28 protein-coding genes and 1 tRNA gene are annotated in these 25,918 nt (G+C 60.7%); 14 read left to right on the forward strand and 15 right to left on the reverse strand.

What is annotated here, in order from left to right; all coding sequences use genetic code 11:
- Positions 1 to 69 precede the first annotated feature (69 nt).
- The 3 genes from CWO89_RS02940 to CWO89_RS02945 are packed head-to-tail and all read right to left on the reverse strand — an operon-like array spanning position 70 to position 2,169.
- A complete protein-coding gene (locus CWO89_RS02940) occupies positions 70 to 819 on the reverse strand; it encodes a maleate cis-trans isomerase family protein (protein ID WP_130577175.1) in 750 nt (249 codons plus the stop codon).
- Between the two features lie 46 nt (positions 820 to 865).
- A complete protein-coding gene (locus CWO89_RS47530) occupies positions 866 to 1,033 on the reverse strand; it encodes a hypothetical protein (protein WP_245475663.1) in 168 nt (55 codons plus the stop codon).
- Positions 1,030 to 2,169, reverse strand: a complete 1,140-nt coding sequence (locus CWO89_RS02945; protein ID WP_245475665.1) for an MFS transporter — start codon at positions 2,167 to 2,169, stop codon at positions 1,030 to 1,032. The genes CWO89_RS47530 and CWO89_RS02945 overlap by 4 nt, the downstream gene beginning before the upstream one ends.
- Before the next feature lie 335 nt (positions 2,170 to 2,504).
- On the opposite strand from CWO89_RS02945, the gene CWO89_RS02950 reads away from it, so the two are divergent.
- Positions 2,505 to 3,119: an SRPBCC family protein gene (locus tag CWO89_RS02950; RefSeq protein ID WP_130577176.1), complete on the forward strand. Its 615-nt coding sequence runs from the start codon at positions 2,505 to 2,507 to the stop codon at positions 3,117 to 3,119.
- Between the two features lie 31 nt (positions 3,120 to 3,150).
- Positions 3,151 to 4,041, forward strand: a complete 891-nt coding sequence (locus tag CWO89_RS02955; protein WP_130577177.1) for a cyclase family protein — start codon at positions 3,151 to 3,153, stop codon at positions 4,039 to 4,041.
- Between the two features lie 68 nt (positions 4,042 to 4,109).
- On the opposite strand, the gene CWO89_RS02960 is transcribed toward CWO89_RS02955, so the two are convergent.
- Together CWO89_RS02960 and CWO89_RS02965 are read right to left on the reverse strand one after the other, a co-directional pair.
- Positions 4,110 to 4,769, reverse strand: coding sequence for a CGNR zinc finger domain-containing protein (locus CWO89_RS02960; protein ID WP_130577178.1), 660 nt, complete (start codon positions 4,767 to 4,769; stop codon positions 4,110 to 4,112).
- 92 nt (positions 4,770 to 4,861) lie between these two features.
- Positions 4,862 to 5,596: a sigma factor-like helix-turn-helix DNA-binding protein gene (locus CWO89_RS02965; protein WP_245475667.1), complete on the reverse strand. Its 735-nt coding sequence runs from the start codon at positions 5,594 to 5,596 to the stop codon at positions 4,862 to 4,864.
- Between the two features lie 420 nt (positions 5,597 to 6,016).
- Between CWO89_RS02965 and CWO89_RS02970 the strand changes: the two genes are divergently transcribed.
- The 3 genes from CWO89_RS02970 (at position 6,017) to CWO89_RS02980 (ending at position 8,727) form a co-directional block, all read left to right on the forward strand.
- A complete protein-coding gene (locus CWO89_RS02970; RefSeq protein WP_130577179.1) occupies positions 6,017 to 7,021 on the forward strand; it encodes an alpha/beta fold hydrolase in 1,005 nt (334 codons plus the stop codon).
- Between the two features lie 119 nt (positions 7,022 to 7,140).
- Positions 7,141 to 8,001 (forward strand): alpha/beta fold hydrolase, encoded by an 861-nt coding sequence (locus CWO89_RS02975; protein ID WP_130577180.1) that lies wholly within the window; start codon positions 7,141 to 7,143, stop codon positions 7,999 to 8,001.
- A gap of 237 nt (positions 8,002 to 8,238) precedes the next feature.
- The gene (locus CWO89_RS02980) at positions 8,239 to 8,727 is read left to right on the forward strand and encodes a DUF417 family protein (RefSeq protein WP_130577181.1); all 489 of its coding nucleotides are present in this window, start codon (positions 8,239 to 8,241) and stop codon (positions 8,725 to 8,727) included.
- Positions 8,728 to 8,996: 269 nt separating this feature from the next.
- On the opposite strand, the gene CWO89_RS02990 is transcribed toward CWO89_RS02980, so the two are convergent.
- Entirely contained in the window at positions 8,997 to 9,851 is an 855-nt protein-coding gene (locus CWO89_RS02990; protein WP_130577182.1) for an SDR family NAD(P)-dependent oxidoreductase, read from the reverse strand.
- Positions 9,852 to 9,977: 126 nt separating this feature from the next.
- Between CWO89_RS02990 and CWO89_RS02995 the strand changes: the two genes are divergently transcribed.
- The 3 genes from CWO89_RS02995 (at position 9,978) to CWO89_RS03005 (ending at position 12,853) form a co-directional block, all read left to right on the forward strand.
- Positions 9,978 to 10,367, forward strand: coding sequence for a response regulator (locus tag CWO89_RS02995; RefSeq protein ID WP_130577183.1), 390 nt, complete (start codon positions 9,978 to 9,980; stop codon positions 10,365 to 10,367).
- Positions 10,368 to 10,988: 621 nt separating this feature from the next.
- Positions 10,989 to 12,206 carry a GGDEF domain-containing protein gene (locus tag CWO89_RS03000; RefSeq protein WP_130577184.1) on the forward strand — a complete coding sequence of 406 codons (1,218 nt, stop codon included), beginning with the start codon at positions 10,989 to 10,991 and terminating at the stop codon, positions 12,204 to 12,206.
- Positions 12,207 to 12,229: 23 nt separating this feature from the next.
- A complete protein-coding gene (locus CWO89_RS03005; RefSeq protein WP_130577185.1) occupies positions 12,230 to 12,853 on the forward strand; it encodes a peptidoglycan recognition protein family protein in 624 nt (207 codons plus the stop codon).
- Between the two features lie 88 nt (positions 12,854 to 12,941).
- On the opposite strand, the gene rpoH is transcribed toward CWO89_RS03005, so the two are convergent.
- Together rpoH and CWO89_RS03015 are read right to left on the reverse strand one after the other, a co-directional pair.
- Positions 12,942 to 13,838 (reverse strand): RNA polymerase sigma factor RpoH, encoded by an 897-nt coding sequence (gene rpoH, locus CWO89_RS03010; RefSeq protein ID WP_130577186.1) that lies wholly within the window; start codon positions 13,836 to 13,838, stop codon positions 12,942 to 12,944.
- Between the two features lie 191 nt (positions 13,839 to 14,029).
- Positions 14,030 to 15,034, reverse strand: coding sequence for an RluA family pseudouridine synthase (locus tag CWO89_RS03015; RefSeq protein WP_130577216.1), 1,005 nt, complete (start codon positions 15,032 to 15,034; stop codon positions 14,030 to 14,032).
- A gap of 117 nt (positions 15,035 to 15,151) precedes the next feature.
- Between CWO89_RS03015 and CWO89_RS03020 the strand changes: the two genes are divergently transcribed.
- The 3 genes from CWO89_RS03020 to CWO89_RS03030 all read left to right on the forward strand — a co-directional run bounded on the left by CWO89_RS03020 (position 15,152) and on the right by CWO89_RS03030 (position 18,095).
- A complete protein-coding gene (locus tag CWO89_RS03020) occupies positions 15,152 to 15,487 on the forward strand; it encodes a hypothetical protein (RefSeq protein WP_130223081.1) in 336 nt (111 codons plus the stop codon).
- Positions 15,488 to 15,540: 53 nt separating this feature from the next.
- A tRNA-Glu gene (locus CWO89_RS03025) sits at positions 15,541 to 15,615 on the forward strand.
- Between the two features lie 194 nt (positions 15,616 to 15,809).
- A complete protein-coding gene (locus CWO89_RS03030; RefSeq protein WP_130577187.1) occupies positions 15,810 to 18,095 on the forward strand; it encodes an AAA family ATPase in 2,286 nt (761 codons plus the stop codon).
- Here the strand turns inward: CWO89_RS03030 and CWO89_RS03035 are convergent.
- The 5 genes from CWO89_RS03035 to CWO89_RS48765 all read right to left on the reverse strand — a co-directional run bounded on the left by CWO89_RS03035 (position 18,077) and on the right by CWO89_RS48765 (position 22,056).
- Positions 18,077 to 18,280 carry a hypothetical protein gene (locus CWO89_RS03035; RefSeq protein WP_130577188.1) on the reverse strand — a complete coding sequence of 68 codons (204 nt, stop codon included), beginning with the start codon at positions 18,278 to 18,280 and terminating at the stop codon, positions 18,077 to 18,079. The two genes, CWO89_RS03030 and CWO89_RS03035, sit on opposite strands and share 19 nt — an antisense overlap.
- 512 nt (positions 18,281 to 18,792) lie before the next feature.
- Positions 18,793 to 19,767, reverse strand: coding sequence for an efflux RND transporter periplasmic adaptor subunit (locus tag CWO89_RS03040; RefSeq protein ID WP_130577217.1), 975 nt, complete (start codon positions 19,765 to 19,767; stop codon positions 18,793 to 18,795).
- Entirely contained in the window at positions 19,764 to 19,982 is a 219-nt protein-coding gene (locus CWO89_RS03045) for a DUF1656 domain-containing protein (protein ID WP_165420967.1), read from the reverse strand. Before CWO89_RS03045 ends, CWO89_RS03040 begins: the two co-directional genes overlap by 4 nt.
- The gene (locus tag CWO89_RS48760; protein WP_283813492.1) at positions 19,979 to 20,785 is read right to left on the reverse strand and encodes an FUSC family protein; all 807 of its coding nucleotides are present in this window, start codon (positions 20,783 to 20,785) and stop codon (positions 19,979 to 19,981) included. Before CWO89_RS48760 ends, CWO89_RS03045 begins: the two co-directional genes overlap by 4 nt.
- Entirely contained in the window at positions 20,725 to 22,056 is a 1,332-nt protein-coding gene (locus CWO89_RS48765; RefSeq protein ID WP_130577191.1) for an FUSC family protein, read from the reverse strand. Before CWO89_RS48765 ends, CWO89_RS48760 begins: the two co-directional genes overlap by 61 nt.
- A 93-nt stretch (positions 22,057 to 22,149) precedes the next feature.
- On the opposite strand from CWO89_RS48765, the gene CWO89_RS03060 reads away from it, so the two are divergent.
- Positions 22,150 to 22,995 (forward strand): AraC family transcriptional regulator, encoded by an 846-nt coding sequence (locus tag CWO89_RS03060; protein ID WP_130577218.1) that lies wholly within the window; start codon positions 22,150 to 22,152, stop codon positions 22,993 to 22,995.
- A 9-nt stretch (positions 22,996 to 23,004) separates the two neighbouring features.
- Here the strand turns inward: CWO89_RS03060 and ribB are convergent, their stop codons facing one another.
- Positions 23,005 to 24,081, reverse strand: a complete 1,077-nt coding sequence (gene ribB, locus CWO89_RS03065) for a 3,4-dihydroxy-2-butanone-4-phosphate synthase (RefSeq protein ID WP_130577192.1) — start codon at positions 24,079 to 24,081, stop codon at positions 23,005 to 23,007.
- A gap of 24 nt (positions 24,082 to 24,105) precedes the next feature.
- On the reverse strand, positions 24,106 to 24,441 hold the full coding sequence (locus CWO89_RS03070) for an Lrp/AsnC ligand binding domain-containing protein (RefSeq protein WP_130577220.1): 336 nt from the start codon (positions 24,439 to 24,441) through the stop codon (positions 24,106 to 24,108).
- A 20-nt stretch (positions 24,442 to 24,461) separates the two neighbouring features.
- On the opposite strand from CWO89_RS03070, the gene CWO89_RS03075 reads away from it, so the two are divergent.
- Both CWO89_RS03075 and CWO89_RS03080 read left to right on the forward strand, forming a co-directional pair.
- The gene (locus CWO89_RS03075; protein ID WP_245475669.1) at positions 24,462 to 24,824 is read left to right on the forward strand and encodes a flavin reductase family protein; all 363 of its coding nucleotides are present in this window, start codon (positions 24,462 to 24,464) and stop codon (positions 24,822 to 24,824) included.
- Positions 24,825 to 25,046: 222 nt separating this feature from the next.
- The gene (locus tag CWO89_RS03080; protein WP_245475671.1) at positions 25,047 to 25,616 is read left to right on the forward strand and encodes a branched-chain amino acid ABC transporter permease; all 570 of its coding nucleotides are present in this window, start codon (positions 25,047 to 25,049) and stop codon (positions 25,614 to 25,616) included.
- Positions 25,617 to 25,918 lie beyond the last annotated feature (302 nt).

The raw sequence follows: 25,918 nt of genomic DNA on the forward strand, positions 1-25,918 counted from the left end.
GTCTCAGTCACGGTCAGTTTTCGTTCCGCTCATCGAATCTCCGCACCTTCGAGTGTCCTGTGAAGCGCGTCAATAAAATTGGCTGTGGCCCTCGATCGGGATTTGAAACAGGCTGCCCCAGCCGCGAACGCGCGACGGATCGACGCCGGTTGCAGCCAGGCACGCCCACAGGGTGACCGCGATCGAATCGAACACCACGACACCAAGCTTCGCCTCGAGCCGCGCGGCGGCGCCGGCGCCGCGCATATTGGTGCAGACCACCGCGACCGCATCACAGCCCTCGCGCGCGACCTCTTCGATCAGTGTCGCCACCTCGGTCTCCGGCATTTCGGCGAAGGAAAAATTGTCCTGCAGTGAAAGATGGCGCTCGGCGACGCAATGCAGGCCTTCGGAGGCCCAGTTGGCGATGATCTTGTCCTGCACGTCGCGGCGATAGGGCGTCACCAGCCCGATGCGCTCCGCCTTGCGGCGCCGGAACAGGTCGCGGTAGGCGAGCACGGTGGTGCGGGCCTTGATGCCGGTCGCGGCCGTGATGCGCTCGCACAGGCGTTCGTCACGCTCGAAGCCGAGCCAGCTCGCCGATGTTCCGTTCCAGGCAATGACGTCTACTTTCGCATGCGCCAGCAGTTCGGCGGCGCGCAGGATCTCGCTGTCGTCGAATTGGCGGAGGGCGGATTCGGACAGCGCGATTTCAGTCACCTTGAAGCGCGAGAAATGCGCCGAGACGTCAGCGATGCCGGCCAGCATCGCATAGGTGATCGGCTCCAGCGCGGTGTTGGATGAAGGGGTCAGCATGCCGAGCCGGACCGGAGCAGTCATGTTGCAGCCTCAAAGATACGCAGCCATCGGCGCCGATCCGTCCTATCTAGACCGGCAATTTGCGGCTGTAGTCGATCAGCGTCGAGCAGATCAACAGCGCAACGCCGGCCGCGGCGAAGAACATCAGCGCGAGAAAGTAGGAGCCGGTGGCCTGGACGATCAAGCCGACGATCAGCGGCGTCATGATGCCCGCAATGTTGCCGCCGAGATTCATGCAGCCACCAAGAAAACCCGATTTGTCGCGGCCCGCAAGCGCGGAAGGAATGGCCCAGTACATCCCGCACCAGCGCAGGAAGAACAGCGTGGAGGACAGCAGCACCACGACCGTGACCGGATCGCGCACATAGGCCACCAGGAAAATCGACACCGTCGCCATGATGGCGGCAATGCCGAACAGGGTGCGGAATACCAGGTTCGGCGCACCACCGCGGCTGCGCCAGGTGTCGCCGATCCACCCGCCGACCAGTTCGCCGCGAAGCCCGCGAAGAAGATGATGAAGGATGCGCCGCCGAGCACCTTGATGTCGAAATTGTGCACCTTGAACAGATAGGTCGGCATCCACGTCAGCAAGCCATAGAAGGTGGTGTTGAAGAACATCCAGCCCAGGCACATGCACCAGACCGAACGGAAGCGGAAATAGGCCATCCAGCTTCCGCCGGAGGAGGGCGGCGTGGCGGCGTCTTCCAGCGCGTGCGCCTGTTCGAGGTAGCGGGCTTCGGCTTCATTGAGCGAGGGGTGCTCGCGCGGTTCGTTGCGGATGTAGTACCAGGCCCACAGGCCGCACAGCATCGTGCCGACGCCGGCGATGACAAAGGCAGTGCGCCAGGAATCGAAGGCCGCGATCAGCCACGCGATCACGATCGAGCCGAGCGCGGCGCCGAGCGGCGCACCTCCGTCGAGCAGCGTCGCGCCACGCCCGCGCTCGTTCTGCGTCATCCAGATGGCGTTGAGCTTGCCGCCCGCCGGATAGATCGGCGCTTCCGATGCGCCCAGCCCAAGCCGGGTCAGCAGCAACACCCACCAGTTGGTAGCCACTGCCGCGATCGCCTGGAAGGCACCCCAGAAGATCGTCGCCAGGGCGATCACGATCCGCGGCTTGTAATGGTCGGCGAGCAGGCCGCCGGGAATCTGCATGGCGGCGTAGGTCCAGAAGAACGAGCTCAGGATCAGGCCCTGCATCGCCGGATCAATGTCGAACTCCTTGGAGATCAGCGGCATCGCCACCGAGAGCGAGGCGCGATCGATGTAGTTGATCGAGATCAGGAACAACATCAGCAGGAAGATGTTCCAGCGCACACCGGTCGGTCTGACGGCGCCTGTCGCTCCGATGGCGGACACCTGCTCGCTCATTGCTCCCTCCCATGCCGGCAGACTTCCAGCGAGCGTCTCCATTGACGTTCATTCGTCCCCTGACGTGGCCAAGTCTGGTCCAGTCGAAGATGAGCGGCAACAACATTTTGTATGCTGCATGCAATACGACATATCATACTGATATATATAATATTTCAATATCGTTGTTACCTGCGGTGCTGAAATTTTATCGCGGAGCTGATTACGAATTGGGCGGCCGGCGGGGCCTGACCAAATGAGATTGCGTATTTCAATTTTGCTGTATAGATTTGAATACAGTTAAAAAATACATGAGATCGCTGAACCGGATGCTCTGACAACTTCCAAGGCAAGGCATGGAGATCAAGCAGAACTTCGTTGTATCGCAACCTTTCCCCACGGTGTGGACGTTCTTCCACGACGTTCCGAGCGTCGCCGCGTGCCTGCCTGGAGCAGAATATCTCGGTACGAAGGACGACGGCTCGATCAGTGGAAAGGTCTCCGCCAAAGTGGGCCCATTCCAGGCGAGCTTCGAAGGCGAAGCAAAGGTCAAATACGACGAAGAGGCAAAGAAGGTCGAGTTCGAGGGGAAGGGCGTCGACAGGAAAGGCGCCAGCCGCGGCAAAATGTCGATGCTGTGCACGCTTGTTCCTGAGGGAAGCGCCACTCGCGTTGACGTCCTCGCCGACGTCCAGCTCTCCGGATCCATCGCTCAGTTTGGAAGAACCGGGCTCATCACCGAGATCGCCAATCAGCTTGTCCGTGAATTTGTAAGAAATGCCGAGACCGAACTCGGCGCCAGAAGCGCCGCGGCGGCGGCCGAAGCAGGTAGTCCTCAGGCGGATTCATTGACGAAGTCGGCCCCGCAATTCGCGCCTGGTTCGGGAGCGGTCAAGCCGCTCAACACCACCTCGCTGCTTCTTGCGGCTCTGAAAGGGTGGCTGAACTCGCTCTTCAAGAAGGCTGCGTAAGCCAATCAACGTAAGCAAAGGAATTCGCGCGATGAAGATCGTCGACTTGTCTCATCTGATGAATGTGCACACGCCCGGCTGGGTCGGATATGCCGGCAACAAGATGTACTACGCGCAAAATCTGCAGACGATCCACATCGTCGCGCAGCGGATCGATTCCGCGCTCCATGTCGGAACCCACATTGACGGTGCGATGCACGGCACGGATGGGATGGGCGACATGGCATCCTATCCGCTGGATTTCCTGGTCGGACCGGGCGCAGTCGTCGACGTGTCCAAGCACATGGAAGATTGGGCTGTCATCACTCCCGAAATGATCGAGAGTGCGCCGGTTGACGTAAAGGACGGCGACATCCTTATCATTCACACCGGCTGGCACCGCTATTGGGAAGGCAAGCCGCAGCAGGACCTGGTGAAGTATTTCTGCATGCATCCCGGAGGGAAGCAGGAGCTTCTCGATTGGATGCTGAAGAAGAAGATCAAATGGTTCGGGATCGACTGCGGTTCCGGCGATCACGCGATGAACACCACAATCCGGCGCATGCGGCCTGACCTCGCAAAGCAGTTCGAGGCCAAGGTCGGAATGAGCTGCGACGAGTTCTTCGGAAAGAATTCGTACACGCACAAGCGTTCGGGGCGAAAAGTCGTCGAAGACTATTTTCCGTTTCACTCGCAGGCATTCCAGGAAGGGCTCATTCACGCTGAGAATGTCGGCGGCGACATCGAGCTGATGCTGAACAAGCGCGCCGTCATCGGCGCTTTTCCATGGCGCTATGAGGGGCTCGAAGCCTGCCCTTGCAGGATCGTTTGCTTCCAGGATGTGGAGGAGAACGTCGAGGCCGTCGGTGACGTGGCGAAGGCGATCTTTGGGCCACGCCAGATTCCGTCCGGGATGATGTCAGGTGGCCCGGACGGCCGTTGACCAGTTGCGCGATAAGTGAGGGCGGCGGGACCGCCGCTATGGCGGATCCCTGCGTCCGGCGGATACATCTACTTCGAACGTCTTGCTTGCTGGGCGCGCTTCCGATGTGCGGCCTGCTTCGCCCGATTGCCGCACACCGCCATGCTGCACCACCTGCGCGCGCGGCTTCGGGTTCGATCGACGAACAAGAGCGTGCAGTCCGGTCCCTCGCAGGCCTTCACGTAAGTGAAGTCTTCGGTGCAGACGAGGTCGGCCAGCGATCGCGCCAATGGGAGAAGCAGCGACTCTGGTGATTGCCAGCGCCGCTCGCGGCGCCAGACGAGGCCGGAAACCCCTCCATGGCCATGGTGCCGGTTGTTAGGCCGATCACGCACCACGACCTGGCCGAATTCGTCGTCGCGCGCCAGCATTTGATTGAGCGGTTCGAGTTGGCGCAGTGCATTCTGCCCAATGGGCTTACCCATATGTTTGTAGACAAAGGGTTTGAACCAGTCCCGCAGCGCGCGCGCTTGTGCCGCGATGGCGTCCAGCTCGCCGGGAAGGGCGCTCTTGCGAAAAGCGTTCAGCACCTCGTCCGGCACCAATCCGGCCTGTTTCAGCCACGCCAGAAGATCGTCTCCCGAGGCCAGCCACTCGACCTTGACATCCACCGGGACCGCAATGGAATTCAAGAAGTCCAGGCCCGGGTTATCGGCGATGAAGAAAGCTGGCGAGCGCTTGGTTGTCACAGGGGTCCCAGAGAAGCCGGCAATTATCGATAAGCCGGCAAGGCGAAATATAGCCGCTGGTACCTTGTCTGCAATAACCTGCACAAACCCATTTAGATGCTCTTTGCACCTCGCGTGCTGCGGCGTTTCTGAGAATGAGCGGGCGTCGTTGCGGCAACGACGTCGCAGGAGACCAGGGCAGCTAATCTCTTCAGGCCTCGATGGATGTTGATCTTGACGAGCGGCGCAGACTGGCCTGTGACGTCGGACGCGCGGGCAATGCTCAGGCCGTTGAGCTTCACGAGGCGGATCACAATGGCTTGCGCGGGCTTCAGCCGGCCAAGCAAATCGTCCATCGTGGCGGCACTTACCGCGGTCCCCTCGTGGTCCCCGATCGATATGTCTTCGTCGAGCGGGAGCGCGGCGAATCGAGACGCGTCACGTATGCGATCGATTGCCTTGTAGCGTGCAATCGCCCTGACCCAGGCCCCGAACGCTCTCGACGGAGCGTATGTGTGCCGTTTGGCATGGATCGCGAGAAGCGCATCCTGTCTTGCATCATCTGATACAGGATAGGGAAGCCGCCGTGCATAATAACGACGGAGCCAGACGTCTATTTCGCGGAGCAACTGCTCGTAGGCCCGGCTGTCACCATCCTGCGCGGCGACCATCAGGCGACCCCATCGCTCGGACCGGCTATCCCAATTCGTGGACTGCAATGCGTTCTGCGCGCTTCGCGACGAACGTCCTGCGACGTCAAAGGACAGGAGCTTCTCGGCTGAACTCCGGGCGCGCTGCGTCAAGGCGGATGCAGCGCAATCGGTTATTCTATCGTGGATGGTGTCCATTGGAGAGGCTCCTCTCGACGCAATCAAGAAACGCGCTGGTTTCGAACGGCTTTCTGAGAAGACCGTAGGCGCTGGCGGCGATCGCCCCGTCGTCCACATCAACAATCGAACGGCACCTGGACACGCCCAGGAGTAGTTCGGCTGTTTCCGGCTCTGCACATCGCGACGGTCAATCCCGCCGTGCGGCACGCGAAAATTTCCCTGACGATCGGCGTTCCCTGTAACCAAACCAGTTCACCCAACGAAAGATGGTCACGTGAGACCGGTCAAGGTGGGCCGGAACAGCCATATCAAGAAGAAGTGACGTAACCGCCGACTGCGTAACAGACAAGTTACTACGCCTGAGAGGCGGGAACTTCATGTGGTCAAGTCAGCGCGGTTGGCATTCATCCGCAGCCGTTGTCAGGGAGACTCCAGCAGATGATCGACAAGACAGACGTCGCACGTCGCACTGTGCTTCGAGCAATTACCGCCGCTTCCGGTACCGCATTATCGCTCACGCTCTCGCAACGCGCCGCCGCCCAGCCTGTCGGCGAGGCCGCATCGGCCGCTTCCGATCAGTTTGAGACGGCGGAGATCGACACCGGCGACAACACCATTTTCATCAGGCGTTACGGTAAGGGATCCCCGCTGCTCATGGTGCATGGGTTTCCGCGAACCAGCCTGATGTGGCGCTACGTAGCGCCACAACTGGCGAGCAAGCACACGGTGATCTGCGTCGATCTGCGCGGCTATGGCCGCAGCGGCGTGCCCGCTTCCGCCGAAGATCACTACCCCTATTCAAAGCGAGCAATGGGGAACGAGCTTGTAGCGATGATGGACAAGCTTGGCTTTTCGAAATTCGATCTGGTCGGACACGACCGTGGCGGCCGCGTTTCCTATCGCCTCGCGCTCGATCATCCTGAAAAGGTGCGGCGTCTCGCGGTGTTTGACGTCATCCCGATCTCGGAGGGATGGGCCCGCGCCAATGCAAAGTTCGCCACGACGTACTGGCCCTGGATCCTTCTGTGCCAGAAGGAGCCGCTTCCGGAAAAGTATCTTCTGGGCGCACCCGGTGCGGTATTCGACAATCCGTTTGGCCAGGGCTCCTTTGGTCCCGATGTCAGGGCAGCGTACATCGAAACGTATCGCGATCCGGCTCGCGTGCACGCGATCTGCGAGGAGTATCGCGCGGCTGCATCCCTGGATATCGAGCATGACAAGAAGGACAGGGAAGACTCGCGGCGTATCACGTGCCCGATGCTGCATCTCTGGGCTGTCGGCGGACCGCTCGATACCTTCTACGGACAGGATGGTGGCCCATTGGGAATCTGGCGGAGGTGGGCCGACAATGTGCAGGGGCAGGCCATGAAAGGCGGCCACTTCTTTCCCGAAGAAAACCCCACGGACACAACCCAACTCCTGGACGCCTTTCTATCGGCTTGATGCGTCAAGGGCAGTCACGTGGGATTGAGCCGAATGAACTGGATCGACCACATCGGATGTAGTAACCGGTCAAAACGTTATAATCAGGTTACTAGTCTCCAAGCAGGCGGGAACTTCTCATGACCAAGGTTCATTACCGGAAGGCGGACGTCGACGGGTTCAAGGTATTCTATCGGGAGGCCGGGCCGGCCGATGCGACAGCGCTGCTACTGCTTCACGGGTTCCCAACTTCCGGCCATATGTTCCGCGAATTGATCCCGGCGTTGTCGGATCGCTTTCGCGTCATAGCGCCGGACCTGCCTGGCTTCGGCCAATCCGACATGCCGCCTCGCGACAGGTTTTCATATACGTTTGACCGATTGGCCGAAGTGATCGAGCGCTTCACCGAAGTGATCGGTCTCACCCGCTTCGCAATCTATGTGTTCGATTACGGCGCACCGACCGGCTTTCGACTGGCTGCTCGCCATCCCGAACGCATCACGGCAATCGTCTCGCAAAACGGCAACGCCTATGAGGAGGGGCTGAGCGAGGGGTGGAATCCGATCCATGCCTACTGGCAGGATCCCTCGCAGGCCAATCGCAGCGCACTCCGATCCTTCCTCGTGCCTGAGGCGACGATCTGGCAATACACGCACGGCGTGTCCGATACCACCGCTGTGTCTCCGGACGGCTATTCGCTCGACAACTTCTATTTGGCCCGCCCTGGCGCCGACGAGGTCCAGCTCGACCTGTTTGGCGACTACAAGAGCAATGTCGCGCTCTACCCGGCTTTTCAGGAATACTTCCGCAAGCACAAGCCGCCGTTCCTGGCGGTATGGGGCAAGAACGATCCTTTCTTTCTGCCGCCAGGCGCGGAGGCGTTCAAGCGGGACATTCCGGGCGCGGAAGTCCGCTTCTTCGATACCGGGCACTTTGCACTTGAGACACACTGCGAGGAGATCGCCGCAGCGATCCGCGGTTTTCTTTCGCGTTTGAAGTGAGCCGATAGATCGGCCGCCGCCGTGTGGCGCGAACAGCCCTCTCCCGAGAGTCGATGCGCGCGACTTTCTCGAGAAATTTGGCGGGCTCCAGAGCTCGCAGGACGTCGCCGAACCAATCGTTCGCGATCCATCCTGATACACATCGTTGTGAACCAGGAAGCTGCAGGTACTCGTAACGACGGGCACTACCGCGCGTAAGGGATGTCATGTAGTCACTCAAGGAGAGAAGTGCTCCACATGAAGACACCTTTCAACGTCGCCGAAAAGGGCGACGGGTCTTACCGACCGCTGGCTATCCTGCGCTGGGTCATGGTTGTCATCTTCGTGTCGTTTGGCATGCAGAAATTCACGTTGCAGTCCGCGCAGGGCATCGTTCAATTCATCAGCAATAGTCCATTCATTTCGTGGTTGTCGGTATTTGGTCTCCGGGGAGAAGCGTATTTCCTCGGCGTTGCCGAGCTTGGTATCGCAGTGCTGCTTGCGGCAGGCGCGTTCAGCCCGATCTTGTCAGCCATCGGTTCGCTATTGGGCGTGATCACGTTCGCCATCACCTGGTCATTCTTCTTCACGACGCCGGGTGTCGTTGTCTGGAGTTGGTCGAGCGACCCGATGGCCTGGAACTTGACCGGCGAGTTCATATTCAAGGATATCGTCCTGCTCTGCGTCTGCCTCGTGTTGTTCCTCGCCTCCTTGCCGCGATCTTTCATCCGATCACGCAGCATGTGAATCATAAGTCGCGACGACGCCGTAGGGTGGGCAAAGCGAAGCGTGCCCACCATCGCGAGCACAGCACTGGATGGTGGGCACGGCGCAAGTACGCCTTTGCCCACCCTACACCTCTACAACCGCTTGCTCGCGCCACGACAAGCATCTGTGGTTATGGGACTCTGCTTTCGCCGGGACGACGGTCGTAGGATGGGTAGAGCGCAGCGAAACCCATCATTCGCGCGGCTTGCTCCATCGCGATGGGTTTCGCTCCGCTCTACCCTACGGCGCTATCGCGAGGACTTCCCCGCTTGCGCCGTCTCTTTCCCGAGCCGCCGCTGCAACACCGACCAATACGTTGCCGGCAGGAAGCGTTGCAGCAGGTCCATCACGTGCGCGTCGCTGCCGATCAGGATGCGCGGCCGGTTGTTCTCGACGCCTTCGATGATGGAGCGCGCGGCGGCAGTCGGTGTCGTCCTGGCAGCCGCATCGAACCATTCGATCGACTGTGCGCGGCGCGCATTGTCTGATACGCCGGCGCCGGTGCGGGAATTGCGGACGATGTTGGTGGCGACGCCGCCCGGATGCACCACCGACAGCCGCACCGGGCTGCGTGCGGCGGCAAGCTCATGCCGCAGGCTTTCGGAGAAGCCGCGCACCGCAAATTTGGAGGCGCAATAGGCGGTCTGGCCGGGCGGTGCGACGATGCCGAAGATCGAGGAGACGTTGACGATATGCGCTTCGCGTTGCCGCGCAAGCTGCGGCAGGAACGCGCGCGTCACATGCACTGTGCCCCAGAAATTGATGTTGAACAGCCACTCCATCTGGGCCTGGTCGATCTCGTGGAACTGGCCGAGCAGGGTGACCCCGGCATTGTTGATGAGGATGTTGAGGGACGGATGCGCGCTGGTTGCGGCTTCCGCGAAGCCCGCGATTTGATTGGCCTCGCCGACATCGACGCGATGCACCGTGACTTTCGGCGCGCCTGTTTTCGCAATCTCGGCGGCCACCGCGGCAAGGCCGGCCTCGTCGCGGTCGGCCAGCGCGAGATCGGCGCCGCGTGCGGCAAGCTCGAGCGCGAGCGCCCGGCCGATGCCGCTGGCGGCGCCCGTGACAGCCACCGCGCTTCCGGAGATCGCAGTCATTGCTTTCGGCTCCCAGGGATGAGGGACCTATCTGTAGCACAGGGTTCCGCAAGTTTTTCGGGATTGGAACTGAACCAGTTCGGGGGGCAGGTTTTAACCTTCTTTACTTCACGAACGGAGGCGCCAATGGAACAAGCAAGGCCGCTTCGCGCAAGAGCGCTCGTCGTTGAAGACGACCCGATGCAGCGGCAGATGATCGGGCTCTTGCTGGAAGAGAGTGATTTCGATGTGATCGAATGCGCCAGCGCTGAAGCTGCGGAGGTGGTTTTGCAGCGCGACGGCGAGGACCTCGATCTGATGATGACCGATGTCGAGCTCGCGGGCTACAAGGACGGCGTTGAGCTCGCCCATATCGCCAAGCGCTGCAATCCCGCCCTCGGCGTCATCGTCACCTCGGGCAAGCCGCTTAGGCGGAAGCTGCCGGATGGCGCGAAATTCTGGTCGAAGCCATGGGCGCCGCTGGATGTGATCCGCGAGGCGGAGCGGATGGTGCTGGCGCGGGTTGGCGGGCGCTAGGGCATAATCCGATGCGCGTTGTGGGCTCCGATCGGGGGCGCAAAATCAAACGGCGGGCCGCAAGCCCGCCGGTTTGATCAACCCCGGTTTGAGCGCCCGGGCAGGGCGAGCGCGCGCCGCCGCCCGGGCTGAAACAGCTACTTCTTGGCCTTCTTCTTCTTGGTGGCCTTCTTCGCCTTTTTCGCCTTCTTCGCTTTCTTAGCCATAGTATCCTCTCAGGGTTAAATGGATTGAAACGCGACACTGAGGCATGCTTGGCGGAGGGCTAACCTCGCAACATCCTCGGTTGAGAAGCTCAGCAGATTCGCGGCGCGCTGCCGCGGGCTGTCACCTCACTGTCATCGTGTTATCCACAACTGTTACGCATTTTACGCGATTTTTTTGCCGAACCTGCCAAGCTCCACCCCGCGCCACACGCTCTCGGCGTCATCGAACGGCCGGGCGGGTAAGGTTAATGCTGCGGAAATTCGATCTTCATTGTTTCAAAACCAAAGCACCGAGTAGGCGATCGAATTGAGATTCCGTTAAGCCAGACGACGGCATGTTGCCGGCCGAAAGAGAGCCGTCACGGTTCGCCCGTTCACCTTTGGGAAGGGGCAGGATGCACATCCTGGATTTGCGGTGCTGAGTGTTCCGACGCTGTGGACGGTGTCTGTCACCAACTTCTTCGCGCTCGGCCTGGTCTGGGTCTATGTGCTGCGCTGCTATCCCAAATTCGAGGCGGCGCGGTTCTGGACCGGCGCGGCGTTTGCGGCAACCGCGGGCGCCGCGGCTTCGATGCTGCGCGGCGTGGTCGATTTCCGCTTGCTGCTGATCGGCTGCAATGCGCTTCTGATCTTCGCGTGCTGGTTCGTCGTGATGGGCGTCCAGCGGTTCTACAATATCCCGATCTCCTGGCGCGCCCCCGCGCTCGGCACCGGCCTGACCTGCATCGGCCTCGCCTATTTCCAGTTCGTGCAGGACGACATGCCGATGCGGATCGCCATCTATTCCCTGGGACAGATCGTCCCGGCAGCGATCACGTTGCATTTGGTGATGATGCGGCGCGAAGACCAGAATCCCGGCGCCCGGCTGGCCGCCATCTGCAGCGTCCTTCTCATCATCGCCTATGCCGCTCGCTCCGCCCTCGCGCTGCTGCAGGTCGGGGGCGATCTCTCGATCGTCGACTTCAACGGACTTCAGGCAGCCCTGATCCTGATCGTGATATTCCTGTCGATGGCCTGGAACTTCGGCTTCCTGCTGATGGCGATCGACCGGCTGCGCAACGAGGTCGCCGATCTCGCGCTGCTCGATGACCTCACCGGGGTCGGCAACCGCCGCCACCTGCTGCAGCGATTGACCGAGGAATGCGCCCGCTCGGTGCGCAGCGGCGAGCCGTTCGCGCTGCTCGTGATCGACCTCGACGGCTTCAAGGGCATCAACGACACCCATGGCCATGCCGCCGGCGACGCCTGCCTGCAGCATTTCTCACTGATGGCGCAGACGAGGTTGCGGCCGGCCGACATGCTGGCACGCAGCGGCGGCGACGAGTTCTGCATCGTGCTGCCGTCGTCCACGCTGGGCGAGGGGGCGATGATCGCCCGCCGCGTGCTGGAGGTGTGCCGGGCCGATGCGGCCGAATGCTCGGGCAAGGAGATCCCGATCGCGGTGTCGATCGGGGTCGCGCAATGGACCATGGAGATCGGCGCCTATCCGGACCGGCTGATCGCCGCCGCCGACCGGGCGCTCTATGAAGCCAAGAAGCGTGGCCGCGACGGCTACGCGATCTCCGAGCCGGCCCCGTCGCTGGTGCCCGAGATCGCCGACATGCCTGACATCGCGCGGCGCAAAACGGCGTGAAGCCGCCTCACGGGGGCTGATGCATGAACCTTCGCCTGCTCGCGGCGGCGCTCTGCACCGCCGCGCTCGTCACGTCGGTCTTCGCGCAGACGCCTGACCTTGCGGCGATCGCGCGATCCTCGGGCGCACCCGAAATCCCCGGTCTGAAGATGGTGTGGCTGGCGCCCTGGGGCGACGTCGCAAGATCCCATCCCTGGCGCAACATCATCGTGCACCAGACCGAGGGCCCGGCAGGCTCGGCCCGCGGCGGCGCACAGGCGCAATCGAAGAACCCGAGCCGGCGCGGCGTGATGGTGTGGGTCGAGACCGACGGCACGGTCTATTGGGCGGTCGACGAGAAGCTGGTGACGACCCATGGCGACGGCGCCAACCGCAACGACAACAAATATATCGACAACGGCGCGACCTATCACCAGGTCGTTGCCGGCAATTCGATCGGCGTCGAATTCGCCGGCAACTATCCCGACGTGACGCGCCCGCCGACGGAGGCGCAAGTCGCGGCGTGGCGGATCCTGGTGAAGGTGCTGCGCAGCCGTTACAACATCCCGCTCGAACGCGTCTACGCCCACAACTGGATCGACTTCAAGGACGCCCGCTATTGCGAGGGCTGCGCCTTGGCGAAGATGGCTAAGGAGTGGGGCGAGTAGGCGGGAGCCGCGCGTTCAGCGAGTTCATGGCCGCAAAGAAAAAGCCGGCGTTGCCGCCGGCTTTGACCGAGTGATTTGTCTGGTGCTGTTAGTGCGCGGCTTCGAGCGCCGCTTCCTGCTTGGCGATCGTGCCCTTGACGGCCGATTGCACCTTCTCGAAAGCGCGGACCTCGATCTGCCGCACGCGTTCGCGCGACACGCCGAATTCAGCGGCGAGGTCTTCCAGCGTCATCGGCTCGTCCGCGAGGCGCCGCGCCTCGAAGATGCGGCGTTCGCGCGGGTTGAGCACGTTGATGGCGCCGGTCAAAGCCTGGCGGCGATGATCGAACTCTTCGCTCTCCGCCATCAGGGCTTCCGCATTCGGCGCGGTGTCGACCAGCCAGTCCTGCCATTCGCCTGCTTCGCCGTCGTCGCGGATCGGCGCGTTGAGCGACGCGTCCCCGCCGAGACGGCGGTTCATGTCGATCACGTCCTGAGCCGTCACGCCAAGGCGGCTCGCAATCAGCTTCACCTGGTCGGGGTGAAGGTCACCCTCGTCCAATGCGGAGATCTTGCTCTTCGCCTTGCGAAGGTTGAAGAACAGCTTCTTCTGGTTCGCGGTCGTGCCCATTTTCACGAGCGACCAGGAACGGAGGATGTACTCTTGAATCGACGCCTTGATCCACCACATGGCGTAGGTGGCGAGACGGAAGCCCTTCTCGGGCTCGAACCGCTTCACCGCCTGCATCAGGCCGACATTGCCTTCCGAAACGACTTCGGATATCGGCAAGCCGTAGCCGCGATAGCCCATGGCGATCTTGGCCACGAGTCTGAGGTGGCTGGTGACGAGTTTATGTGCCGCGTCGCGATCGTCGTGCTCGCGCCAACGTTTGGCGAGCATATATTCCTCTTGCGGTTCCAGCATCGGGAACCGACGGATCTCGGCGAGGTATCTAGAAAGACCGGATTCTCCATTGAGAACCGGTAAAGTGGCTGTACGGGCCATACTTGCGCCCTCCAGTGGTTCAGGCCCCCGATAGCGGCGGGCCCGGCAGGCCGCCGCTGTGTTAAAGCCGGCCGGCTTGCGATGTTCCGCGTTGGATATTCAACGCAGGTGCACAATACACCCAATGGGTCGTGATAGGGAAGGATTGCTGACGTCACGTCCGCGTGTGGCTGGTATAACCTATTGTCATATCAGATCTTTTTCAAGGGGTGCGTCATAGCGCCACCCTCAAGGCTGCGTTTCAGGAGAAGCAGATCCTCCGGTAGAGGCGCTTCCCAATGCAAAATTTCCCCGCTCCTGGGATGCTCGATGGTAAGGAGGTACGCGTGGAGGGCCTGGCGGCCGAGAGCGGCCAGCGCGGCTTGCGCCTCGAGCCCCAGTTGGCTGGCCTTGGTCTTGAAATGCGGGCCGTAGACCGAATCGCCTAGCAAGGGATGGCCGATATGGGAGAGGTGCACCCGGATCTGATGGGTGCGTCCGGTCTCGAGCCGGCAGGCCAGCAGGGAGGCGACCGGCTTGCCGTCGCGCCCCTGAAACACTTCCTGCAGCTCCCAATGGGTGATCGCCTCGCGACCGCCTTCGCGCACCGCCATCTTCTCGCGAGCATACGGATGACGATCGATCGGCGCATCGATGCTGCCGCGCTGGCGGTTCGGCACGCCCCAGATGAAGGCGATATAGCCGCGCTCCATCTCCCCGGTGCGGCCATGGTCGGCAAATTGCGCGGTCAGCGACTGGTGGGCCTGATCGTTCTTCGCGACCACCATCAAGCCGGTGGTATCCTTGTCCAGCCGATGGACGATCCCCGGACGCCGCACGCCGCCGATGCCGGAAAGGCTGGCGCCGCAATGGGCGATCAGGGCGTTGACCAGTGTGCCGCTCTCATGGCCGGCGGCGGGATGCACCACAAGGCCGGCCGGCTTGTCGATGACGATGAGGTCGTCGTCCTCATAGATGATATCGAGCGCGATATCCTCGCCCTTGGGCTCTGGCGGGACCGCTTGGGGAATCTCGACCTCGACCGTGTCGCCTTCGGCGACGTGAAACGCAGGGTCACGGACGGGAGCATCCTTCACCGTGACGGAACCGGCGAGGATCAGCGCCTTCAGCCGCGACCGCGACAATTCCGGCAAGCGCGCGGCGAGGACCCGGTCGAGCCGGGACGACCCCTCATCGCCCTGAACGACGACGGCCAGCCGTTGGGCGCCAGAGGCGATATCAGGGCATGGGGCGCCCTGTTCTTCTTCGTTCACGCTTACTTTCTTCGGCAAAACCGGTTTCCACTTCCGCAGATCATGTTTAAAGAGCCGCCCATGACCGACGCAACGATCCCTGAACCGACCCAAGAGCAGGCCGCCCTGATCGCGCGGGTGCGGCGGATGATGCTGATCGCGGGCCTGACCTCGGCGCTGGCAGTGGCCGTGGTCCTCATCGCCGTCGGGTATCGCTTTTACCGCGGGGAGGGAAGCCCTGCCGCCACGACCGACATCACGGCAACCCTGCCGAAGGGCGCCCGCATCGTGTCCACCGGCATCGCCGGCGACCGCCTGGTGGTGACCCTTGATATAGGCGGGGCCACCGAAATCCGCACCTTCGACGCGAAAACGCTGAAACCCGCAGGAAAACTGCGCTTCGTCAGCGAACCCTGAGCCGACCTCGCTTGCAGTTTTCGGTTTTCGAGGCTATTGCCTGAGACCGCAACGCTCCCTTCGTCTAGCGGTTAGGACGCGGCCCTCTCAAGGCTGAAACAGGGGTTCGATTCCCCTAGGGAGCGCCAGCCACGCAGTACCATCCGTTACGACGAAAAACCTTTTTACCGATCTGGGCGATCCCCAAGCGTTGCAATTTTCTACTGGGCACATGAACGGCGGGCTCGTCGAAGCTGTAGAATGAGCCATCCGAATCGCCTCACAGTTGCTTATTCTCGCGGTGCTCTGCGAGATTCCGCGCCCGCATTTCAAGCAATAAGCCATGACTCCGAGCATCAAAGCGACTTCAACCGAACTCACCGGTGGGGCGGGTTTTACCTATGAAGACACCGTCGTCGCCTACTATCTCACAGCGCTTTTGCGCGAGGAGCACGCTGCCGGCCAAAGCGGGGTGGTGGTCTCAGTTGCCGTTCAGCAGTCTGGACATGGCCACCCGATGGATGACGTGGTGGTCGAGTTTGAAGACAATATTGGCAAGCGCCCGCTAGCCCTGCAGGTCAAGCGATCACTTCGTATTACCGCGAACAACGAAGACTTTCGCCAGATTATGGCCGCGGCGGTCGATTCGCGCGGTGCCGCTGGGTTTACTGAGACATACGCTTATGGTTTCGCGACCGAGCAAGTTGCCCAGGATCGCTTTCGGGCGCTCAGCCGGATCGTTGACTGGGCCAAGGCAAGCCCAAGCGCGGTAGATTTTGAAAGCCGATTTGCCGACCAAGGCTCTGCCGCCGCTACGGAGCGTGCTCTTCGCCTTGAACTTAAGCCTCTAACCGGGGCAGCGACGACTGAGGAAGAGTTGCACTTCTATCGCCAGTTCGTTGTTCTGAAAATGGACGGGCTGGAAGAAGGCGGCATTCTGAGAGCCGAGTTGGTAAATCGGCTCCAACAGATCGTGGCTGAAAACGAAGATGGTCAGAATCTTCTTCTCTTCGACCGTCTTTGCCGACTAGTGCGAGATGGTGCAGGCACGGCACGAAAATGGACTCGTGCGACGCTTCTCGGCCAGCTACGCGGTACGGTTCGGCTGCAAGTTGCACCGAACTATTCGCGAGATATCGACGCGCTTCGTTCTTTCGCGATGGAAGGCTTGGCCGACATAGTAGAGACGATTGACGACTTTCACGTCACACGCAGCGTCTTTCAAAGCACCATTCGCGAAAGGATTGCGGGAAACCGTCTCGTGAACATCAGTGGACTTCCCGGATGCGGTAAGTCCGTTATCCTTAAGCATTTCGCTGCTGATGCCGCTCAAAAGGGACCAATTCTGTTCCTGAAATCGGATCGGCTGATGGGTAACGGCTGGTCGACCTTTGCGTCAGCCCTCGGGCTTCGGCACTCCTTGCCACAGCTCCTTACGGAGATCGGCACTGCCGGTGAGCCTATTCTGTTTATTGACGGGATCGACCGTATACGTCCTGATCAGAAGGGAATCATCACCGATATTCTGCACACGATCGAGGGAAGTAAGGAGTTTGCGAACTGGAAGGTAGTTGCGAGTTCACGCGATCAGGGGCTCGAACCGTACAGAGCTTGGTTTCCAAGCACCTTCTACCGCGGTACCGGCATCGGCGATATTGTTGTTGGCCATTTCTCCGACGAGGAAGCGGAGACATTAGCTGAACAAAAGCCTTATCTCAGAAGGCTTCTGTTCGGTAGTGCCACAGTCAGGGAAGTTGCGCGGCGCCCCTTTTTCGCTGCTGTGTTGGCGCACGGCGGCTTGGCCGATGACGAAACGGCGCCGCAAACCGAAATTGATCTCATCGCAGCGTGGTGGGCTCGCGCGGGACACGATGCGCTGCCAGAAACTGTGCCGCAGAGGCAGAGAGCACTGCTCGACCTGGCTGAGACAGGCGTGCGCGATCTCGGTAAGAACATCGTTGCGCGACGCCTAAAGGACAGCACCTTCGCGCAAATTTCAGCCCTCTGGTCCGATCACGTTATCCGTGAGCAGAACGTCGGCGCGGCTTTTTCGTTCACCCACGATATCTTCTTTGAGTGGACCTTCTTTCGTTTGCTCATTGAGCTCGGAGATGATTGGCACCATGCGCTGAGCGAAGCGGGAGAGCCGCCACTCCTAGGACGGATTGTCGGGCTACTTGCTCAAAGCCGTCTTTCGGATCGTGGCGCATGGACGGCCGGTTATCGTGTCCTGGAGGAAGAGCCACTACGTCCGCAATGGCGTCGGGAATGGTTGACCGCACCACCTTTCACGTCCCGGTTCTCATCCGTTACAAACGAATTTTTCCAGCTCTTGTCCGAGAAGGATTTCGCGCTCCTCGAGAAGCTGTTGGTGTGGTTTCAGGCCCAGCACACCATTCCTAGCCCAATTATACTCCGTGGCTTGCATAGTCCGGTAGAAGGGGCTGACTCCCTGGCACCCGCGCGCGGCGAGCGCGCGCGGTTCGGCCACGCGCAGGCCATCGTTCGCCGCGCGGAGCCGGTGCAATTTCAATCGTGGGTGAGGATTCGGGTGAGGATTCTTGGACCGCAATCGCAACCGACGCGCCCGCTATTGCGGACCGACGGGCGTTACAAGATTGCGGGATGATGAAGGAATGCCGCTGATTTGCCCGACGTGTCAAGTTGCCATTCGAGCGCCAGCGGCCGCCGGCAACTTTGCATGGGGTTGTTTTCGATATTTTGGGAGCGCGCACCTTTGAAGGGAAGTTCTCCAACGTCATCCGCAGGCAAAGGCACGGTGCGATACGCATGGTAGCGGGTATCGAGTTGCATGGCCGACCTTCGCAGTTTTGTTCTAAGTGGCGCGCCAGGCCACGATATTCTGCGATGTTCTACGACATTGTACGACGCAGCCCCCGTATGCGGTGGCTTGGTTCGAAATAAGCAGAGTGTCGCGATCCAAAGCTGGACTCGCTCGCTAAAGATGGACAGGCCCCTCGTTTTGGATCGGGAAGCGCACTCCTATTTCAGTTCGAGAACGAAGAATCCGAATGACGGGGGTTCGAGTCCCTCCCCCGCTACCACGGGCCACGATTTTGCACGCCAAACTACGATTTTCTGCGATTTTGTACCCACGATGGTCGCACTCGGCGCGGGTCTCACGCAGTGGCAATCGTGTCGATGAGTTCGATGTAGCGGCATCTCGGGCTGAATCGGCAGTCTACCACTGCAGAGCCCTAGGCGCTTTGGGATGAACAGCGCCGGTTTGATCCGAGATCGATGACTTCCGGTCAGGCCAGACACTGTTCTTGGCACAGAGCGCAGGTTTGCCAACTTGAGCTGGTTCAAAGCTTACGCATTGCTGATCGCCCGCGACCGTCCTCCAGATCGAATGCCCGTAAGAGGCGCCAGAGACCAGACCCGAGCATCGACGTGACCACAGGAGTGCGACCGGTGTCGCCGTCGATCTGAACTGTGACGGTCCGGCCGACGATCAATTCGTCCGCATTGTCTTTCAGATCGAGCTTGATCCGGACGGGAACGCGCTGCGCAAGCCTGACCCATGAGAACGTCGGGTTGATATTGGCAAGCATGCTCGCACCCGAACTTCGTTCACGATCTTCGATTCCTCGGGCGATGCTATCAACTTTTCCTCTCAGGGTCGAGCCGCCCATCAACCTGACATCGGCAGCATCGCCTACATGGATGCGTGCGAGCTTGGTCTCCTCGAAATAGCCTTCGATGCGCACGGTATCGGTGTCGATCAAGGCCATGATGCCTCGGCCCGCTGGAAGATAGGAGCCCGGACGCAGATCGAAGTTCGTCACGCGACCGTTCACCGGCGCGCGGATCTCGGATCGGGCCAGATTGAGACGCGCGACGTCCAAATCCGCTAGGGCCTGATTGCAGGCAGCCCTGGCCTGAAGGTCAGCAGCGCGGACGGTCTCGTGCTGCTGTTGAGAAACGACCCCGTCGCTCAGTTTGTCATAGCGGGCGCGGTCGCTCGCGGCTCTCTCGGCGGCGGCTTCCCGGCTTGCCACTACGGCCTCCGCCTGTCGGACGGCCAGGCGGAAACGCTCCGGATCCAGCCGGAGCATGACGTCCCCCTTGCGAACCGCCTGATTATCCTTGATCAGGACCTCTTCGACGAGACCGGAGACGTCCGGCGCAACGGCGACAACGTCGGCCCGGACGTGACCGTCCCGCGTCCAGGGCGCATTTGCGTAGTGGTCCCACATGTCGATGCCGACCGGTGCCGCGATGGTGAGAGCCAACGCGGTGATGACGATGCGCGGCAGGATCAAGCTTCTCGCGGTCATGGTAGTAACGTTCCCAATATAGCGTAGGAGATATAGACGAGGATCACGAAGATGGCGAAGTCGAACAGCGCCGGGTGCCACGCGAAACTCTTGATATCCGGCGACACGAATCGCTTGAGCGCTGCAGACAAGGCGACTCCAAGCCCGAGGGCGCAGACGCAGGCGAAGACAAAGGTCGGCACGAACACACCAGCGATGTTGATCTCTTCGTTCATTGCGTAACTCGGTCGAAAGACGGAGCTTGCGCATTCGGAAAGAGCGCGCGGCGGAGGCCGACCAATGCAGTCAGCCGCGTTCGTCGAATTGCGGGCTCCCATGCGCCGTGCTCGCGCAGTGCCACATCGATTGCCGCGAGCAGGGCCCGCGCCTCGGTCGGATGAAGCTCGCTGTTCCCTGTCGCGAACCATCGAAAGGCGCGCGACAGCTTGGGGGTCAGACTCTCGAGGTTCTTGCTGAGCTGGTCGTCGAAACCCACCACGCTCGATTTCAGGTCGAGCAAGTCCAGGCCCATCTGCAGCGCGGCCAGCGAGCGGCCGGCTTCCGCCTCCACGTCCGTGCCGGACAGCGCCAATCTGGGAACGACCAGGCCGAGGCGGTCGAGCATCACGCCCAGCCACCGCTCGCGGTTCATTGGTTGGCGGGCGCCGGCGAGGATCGCCAGGTCGACCCATCCGTGCCGGAGCAGGCGCCGGGCCGCGCGCTTTGCCGTCACCGAGCGGAATGTACGCACGGCCAGGAACGCGGCAGCGAGGCCGACGACCGCGGCAGCGTTGGCATTGATGAACGAAGCGAAGTCGGCCGAGAACCTGTTTTGAAGATCAAGCGCCCCGATCAGGCCGAGGACGAGGGCCAACGCTTTGAGAGCGTGACGCGGATTGGCCTGCTGATAACCGAGGACGAGGAACGACGGAGCCAGCGAGGCTGCCAACATTGGAAATCCGTCGATCGCCGGGAAGATCAGAAACAGGTAGATGGCCGCGATCGGCAGCGACGCCACTGTCCAGATCGTATAGGACACCAGGGTCGGTGCTGGATCGTCGAGGCTGCTGAAGAGCGCTGCAGCGATCGCTGCGATCTTGCGGCGGTGGCGCCTTCCGGCCAGGAGGTTGCGATCCAGACGGTGCAGCAGCCAAGCACGGCCGCGAAGAGAGCGACGACGGACAAGGCAGCGAGACCCTGATCACGATGGAGATTTCTCCTGGCGCGGCGGATCTTGGGGCGAGGTGCCGCAGTCAGCTCGGAAGTCGCCTTGGATCCATGGATGATCGCGGACAATTCGTGGGCCGCAGCCAATGCTTCAATCAACGCCGCCGATTTGGCGATCGTGCTGGATGCGAGAAGCCTATCCCATTCGTCCTGCGCAGCGGGCAGTGCGGCTTCGAATTCCGCGCAGCGGCGCAGCAACTCGTCCGCGCTCAGCCGCGATTCAACTGGATCGCGCGCCCATTCGCCGAGTTGCGAGAGAAGTTGATTCAGCTCCGGCGTGCACCGGTTGCCGAGCGCGGCGAGCCGGTCTTCGACCGCCGTCAGCATGGGCAGCACGAGCGCGAGTTTGTCCTGCAAGGCACGGATCGCCGATATCTCCGGCTTTGTCGCAGCCGTGTCGTAGCGGAGATGAGTCGATAGCATTTCGAAGTGGGTGACGTCTGCCGCCAACCGCCAGCGTGCGGAGTCTGCTTTCGTCGGTGCGTGATTTAGCAAGGCATCCGCCGTCCAAGCGGAAGCATCGCGAACAGCGGCGTCGATTGACTTCATCAGCGCGCCCGTGACGTCGCGCGGAAACAGCAGGGTGTGGACGATCGTTGCACAGCAGATGCCGAGGACGATTTCCTCGACGCGTGCCAGGGCGGTGTCGAAAACCAATTCCGGAGCAGTTACGCTTGAGAACGCGACGGTCGTCGCGGTGTATCCCGCCAGCATGAAGGCGTAACTGCGGGGCGTCCGGTCCTGCAGGGAGACGTACAGACAGAACGTCGCCCAGCCGGTGATGGCGACGGACATCAAGGTCGGCTGATCGACCAGGATTGGAACCAACGTCAGGGCTGCGCAGGCCCCGAGCAGCGTGCCGAGCAGGCGGTAAACGGCACGCGAACGGACGGCGCCAGCAAGCGGTTGGGCGGTAAGATAGACAGTGAGCATCGCCCAAGATGGCCGCTGTAGCCCGAGACGAAACGCCAGATAGATCGCGAGCATCGCCGCGATGAACGAATTGGCCGAAAACAGCGCCCATTTGGGGTCGAAAGTGAGCGCGGCGTCTCCGAAAACGCGAGACAGAAGGGTTCGGGTCATGTTCCAGGTCGGGTCTGTGAAGCACCCGGACGATAGAACTTGTCGCGCAACGAGAATTTCGCTACTTTACCAAATAATTGCTAAATCATGACAATGCGCGGCTCTCTCCTCCAATATTACCGTGAATTCGATCCGGACGCGCTGAATCGTCCGGTCGTCGCACTGATGGTCGATACTCAAGAGAAGGAGGACGAGCTTCCGATCCACACACATCGGAAAGGGCAGTTGGTCCTGACGCAGCGCGGCGGTGTAACTTGCGAGGTCCCCAGCGGGCTTTGGATGGTGCCTCCGCGATGCGGCGTCTGGATTCCCGGTGGCATGCCGCACAGCAATCGCGTGACTGCCAATGCCAGCATTCACTTTCTGTACGTAGACATGGACGCGGCGCCCGTTCCGACGGAGTGCTGCACGCTGTCGATCACGCCTCTCCTGCACGAAGTGATTCATCGCCTTGCGACGCTGCCGCCGCTCTACGATCCGGAAGGACCAACGGCTCAGATCGTCGCCGTCCTGCTGAACGAGCTCATCGAGATGCCGACCGAGCAACTGCATCTTCCGGTCACGCGTCACTCGAAACTACGCGCGATCGCCGATACCTTGATGGAAAATCCCGGCGATCGCCGTACCGTGGCGGAATGGGGCGAAACCATTGCTCTCGGCGAGCGGACCCTGATGCGCCTTGTCGTCGCCGAGACCGGCATGACGTTCAGTCGTTGGCGTCAACAACTTCATATCATCGTCGCTCTTCAGCGCTTATCCGCGGGAGATTCCGTGCAGTCGGTGTCTGAATCGCTCGGCTACGAGTCTGTCAGCGCGTTCATCACAATGTTCAAGAAGGCGCTCGGCAAATCGCCGGCACGATATTTCTCCGATCGCGTCAACAAACAGGGCGAGAGTGTTGAAAGTGCGGAGCACTTAAGCCGCGAGCGGTCACCGTGAGGATCGAAATCAAAGTCGTTCGTTTCGAACGATTTCGATTCCGAATCCGGACAGCCCTTTGAAGTGATGAACTGATGATGTCAGATGGCGGATGGAGGTTATACCCAGATCTCGCAGAATCTGGGCGCCGACCCCGATCTCGCGCCATTGCCGATTGCGATCGCCCTCCGAGGAGCTTGACGGGGCCAGCGGTACCGGTGGAACGCCAGCGGCACCGTCTCGCAGGTAGATGAGCACGCCGCTTCCGTTCTCCTTGAAGCGCTGCAACACAGCGTTCATCTTCGCTTGAGCCTGACCTGAAAACATGTCGCGTATGATGTTCGGCTTGTAGAAGCGGGTCAGCACGTTCCTGCCATCTCCTATGTCGCCATACACGTACGCAACATGGTGAATTGGATCAAACGGCGATCGATAGGAGTATCCTTGTAGCGGACCGATTAGACTATCGGCAGTGACGCTTGAGACCCGCTCAATTAATTTCTCACGCGCTTGCCGGAAACGGATGATGTCGGCGATCGTCAGGTGCTTGAGGTTGTGCCTGTCCGCAAACTCAAGAACTTGCGAACCCTTCATCACCGAGCCGTCGTCGTTCATCAATTCGCTGATGACGCCAACCGGGGACAAGTTGGCCATCTTGCATAGGTCGACCGCGGCTTCAGTGTGGCCGGATCGCATCAGAACGCCGCCTTCCTTCGAGATGAGCGGAAAGATATGGCCGGGACGCGCGAAGTCACTTGCGCCGACGTTAGGGTTGGTCAGAGCGCGGCAACACGAAGCGCGTTCTTCAGCAGAAATTCCAGTGCCGCCATCAGGTTTATAGTCGATTGAAACGGTAAAGGCGGTGGCATGGTTGGCGTCGTTGTTGTTGACCATTGGATCAAGTCTCAGACGACGCGCGTGTTCGGAGGTGATGGGCGCGCAGACGATGCCGGACGTGTGGCGGATGATGAACGCCATCTTTTCGGCGGTGCATAGCGATGCCGCCACGACGAGGTCGCCCTCGCCTTCGCGATCGTCATCGTCAGTAACGACGACTATCTCCCCATCGGAGAGGGCTTTCAAAACGTCGGAAATCGAAGCCGTCATGTGCCGCTCGCACCAGCTCGGTCGTCAGAGACCGGTCACGCTATGGCTGAGGGTGCGGAAGGCCTCACCGCCCATCGCGCTATCACCCCGTGCTTGGGCGGCCGAGTCGTACCGAGGCTTCGCGGGCCTCTCCATATACTTCGAAGTACTATTGCACGCCTTGATCGTGACCGGACGGCTGGTGTCAATCGGGAGCACCGTCTTGTGGGAGATCCGCTTCAGCGCCAGATTTGAACGAATGCTCGAGACGCCGGGTATACGCGAGATCTTGTTGACGATGAGGTCTTCGAGGTCCTCTATGTCGGAAACCATGACACGGAGCAGATAGTCGCTGTCTGACGTTGACCGCAGGCTGTTCATTGTCGACTGAGCCGTCAAGCGTGCTCGTCTGCGTCAATAAGTCCGCTGGCGCGCACGATACTATCAAGAATAGCCGATTGTTCTGCTGGAATATTCTGGCGGCGCATCATTCCGCGCTGGCCCAGAAATTTGCTGGGCAGGACGGGAGCAAGGGCGACATACGATTTACTGAAGGCTCGTGGCGAGAGCTTGTCACGGGAGCGCCAAGCCTGATCGAGGCGATCTGCAGTTTTGATTGCTGCGTTGTCGAGACGCACGATGCGGGGAGCCACACGATATTTGTCGGCGAGGTCGTGGCGCAGGCGACAAACGCCGATCGGGAGCCTCTTGTCTATGTGAGGGGCGCATTTGCAGTGCCCAGAATTCAAGACCCACGACACTAGCTTAGTGCGAGACAACGATGCCGCGAGAGTGCGTCAAGCAGCAGTGGAATCCGAAGATGATTTCCTCCCCGGGAGGCCAATAAAGTTCGACGAACCAGGACAGAGCATCAATGGCGGGGTAGTCATGATCCAAGCGAAACGTAATCGGCCGCAGGTTGTCGCGCCATCGAGCGTCGCGGTGTCGAAGCCGCAATGTCCACTCGTACCGTTTAGTGGCCGCTAATGTTGTCGCTTTGGCTCAATGTTCTCGCGAGCGGAATACTGCTCGGTCTGGTCTACGGGCTCGTCGCGCTCGGCCTGACGATCATTTTCGGCGTCATGCGCGTCGTCAACTTCGCGCATGGTGAGATGGTCGTCTTCGGCGTCTACATCGGGTATTGGGCCGTCCGCATTTGGGACGTTCCAATCATTGTCGCGGCGGCGATAGCAGCGGTCGTGATGTTCGCCTTCGGATACCTGTTGGAGACCGTGATCGTGAAGCGGTTCGTCAACCGACCCCATCACTATCAATTCATCGTCTTTATCGGTCTATCGCTGCTTTTCAGCGGCGCCCTGCTGGTGACGTTCGGACCGGATCCCCGTCCCACTGCGTCCCAGCTGTCGTTTCGTACCGTATCGCTTGGCTTCTTGACGCTGGATCTGGCGAGGCTGCAAGCGGCGGCGACTGCAGGCGTGCTCATCGTCGTGCTGGGAGCGTATCTGAAGTTTTCGTCGTTTGGCCGGTCCTTGAGAGCGGCCGCAGACAATCGGTTGGGCGGCCTGGTCGTAGGGCTGAACATTCCGCGGGTATAGTCACTCAGGTAATATCTCACTGTAGCAGGTTTGGTCGCAGCTGATCTCTTCGCGGCACTGTCGGTGTGTGACCGAGATCCGTGCGATAGATGTCGGAAAAGTCATGCAGTGGCATCATCTTCGGTACAAAATGCTGTGCGGAATGTCCGATAGTTCTGCCGCTGAGATCGTTCGTTGAGCCATCTTCGATCGAAATCTGCATTCGGCGTTCGCGAGAGATCCCTATCTTTCGCTTCCTCCCCTTACTTGGCCCGGCTCCATCGCCGGGCCATTTTCTCTCACCACAGTCGGCTAAAAACGTT

The sequence above is a fragment of the Bradyrhizobium sp. Leo170 genome (genome assembly GCF_004296405.1).
Lineage (GTDB): Bacteria > Pseudomonadota > Alphaproteobacteria > Rhizobiales > Xanthobacteraceae > Bradyrhizobium.

Bases quoted from the DNA above. Each gene is read 5' to 3' on its own strand.
- CWO89_RS02940 (WP_130577175.1), bottom strand. From the start codon at position 819: ATGACTGCTCCGGTCCGGCTCGGCATGCTGACCCCTTCATCCAACACC.
- CWO89_RS47530 (WP_245475663.1), bottom strand. From the start codon at position 1,033: ATGAATCTCGGCGGCAACATTGCGGGCATCATGACGCCGCTGATCGTC.
- CWO89_RS02945 (WP_245475665.1), bottom strand. From the start codon at position 2,169: ATGAGCGAGCAGGTGTCCGCCATCGGAGCGACAGGCGCCGTCAGACCG.
- CWO89_RS02950 (WP_130577176.1), top strand. From the start codon at position 2,505: ATGGAGATCAAGCAGAACTTCGTTGTATCGCAACCTTTCCCCACGGTG.
- CWO89_RS02955 (WP_130577177.1), top strand. From the start codon at position 3,151: ATGAAGATCGTCGACTTGTCTCATCTGATGAATGTGCACACGCCCGGC.
- CWO89_RS02965 (WP_245475667.1), bottom strand. From the start codon at position 5,596: ATGGACACCATCCACGATAGAATAACCGATTGCGCTGCATCCGCCTTG.
- CWO89_RS02970 (WP_130577179.1), top strand. From the start codon at position 6,017: ATGATCGACAAGACAGACGTCGCACGTCGCACTGTGCTTCGAGCAATT.
- CWO89_RS02975 (WP_130577180.1), top strand. From the start codon at position 7,141: ATGACCAAGGTTCATTACCGGAAGGCGGACGTCGACGGGTTCAAGGTA.
- CWO89_RS02980 (WP_130577181.1), top strand. From the start codon at position 8,239: ATGAAGACACCTTTCAACGTCGCCGAAAAGGGCGACGGGTCTTACCGA.
- CWO89_RS02990 (WP_130577182.1), bottom strand. From the start codon at position 9,851: ATGACTGCGATCTCCGGAAGCGCGGTGGCTGTCACGGGCGCCGCCAGC.
- CWO89_RS02995 (WP_130577183.1), top strand. From the start codon at position 9,978: ATGGAACAAGCAAGGCCGCTTCGCGCAAGAGCGCTCGTCGTTGAAGAC.
- CWO89_RS03005 (WP_130577185.1), top strand. From the start codon at position 12,230: ATGAACCTTCGCCTGCTCGCGGCGGCGCTCTGCACCGCCGCGCTCGTC.
- rpoH (WP_130577186.1), bottom strand. From the start codon at position 13,838: ATGGCCCGTACAGCCACTTTACCGGTTCTCAATGGAGAATCCGGTCTT.
- CWO89_RS03020 (WP_130223081.1), top strand. From the start codon at position 15,152: ATGACCGACGCAACGATCCCTGAACCGACCCAAGAGCAGGCCGCCCTG.
- CWO89_RS03030 (WP_130577187.1), top strand. From the start codon at position 15,810: ATGACTCCGAGCATCAAAGCGACTTCAACCGAACTCACCGGTGGGGCG.
- CWO89_RS03035 (WP_130577188.1), bottom strand. From the start codon at position 18,280: ATGCAACTCGATACCCGCTACCATGCGTATCGCACCGTGCCTTTGCCT.
- CWO89_RS03040 (WP_130577217.1), bottom strand. From the start codon at position 19,767: ATGACCGCGAGAAGCTTGATCCTGCCGCGCATCGTCATCACCGCGTTG.
- CWO89_RS03045 (WP_165420967.1), bottom strand. From the start codon at position 19,982: ATGAACGAAGAGATCAACATCGCTGGTGTGTTCGTGCCGACCTTTGTC.
- CWO89_RS48765 (WP_130577191.1), bottom strand. From the start codon at position 22,056: ATGACCCGAACCCTTCTGTCTCGCGTTTTCGGAGACGCCGCGCTCACT.
- CWO89_RS03060 (WP_130577218.1), top strand. From the start codon at position 22,150: ATGCGCGGCTCTCTCCTCCAATATTACCGTGAATTCGATCCGGACGCG.
- ribB (WP_130577192.1), bottom strand. From the start codon at position 24,081: ATGACGGCTTCGATTTCCGACGTTTTGAAAGCCCTCTCCGATGGGGAG.
- CWO89_RS03070 (WP_130577220.1), bottom strand. From the start codon at position 24,441: ATGAACAGCCTGCGGTCAACGTCAGACAGCGACTATCTGCTCCGTGTC.
- CWO89_RS03080 (WP_245475671.1), top strand. From the start codon at position 25,047: ATGTTGTCGCTTTGGCTCAATGTTCTCGCGAGCGGAATACTGCTCGGT.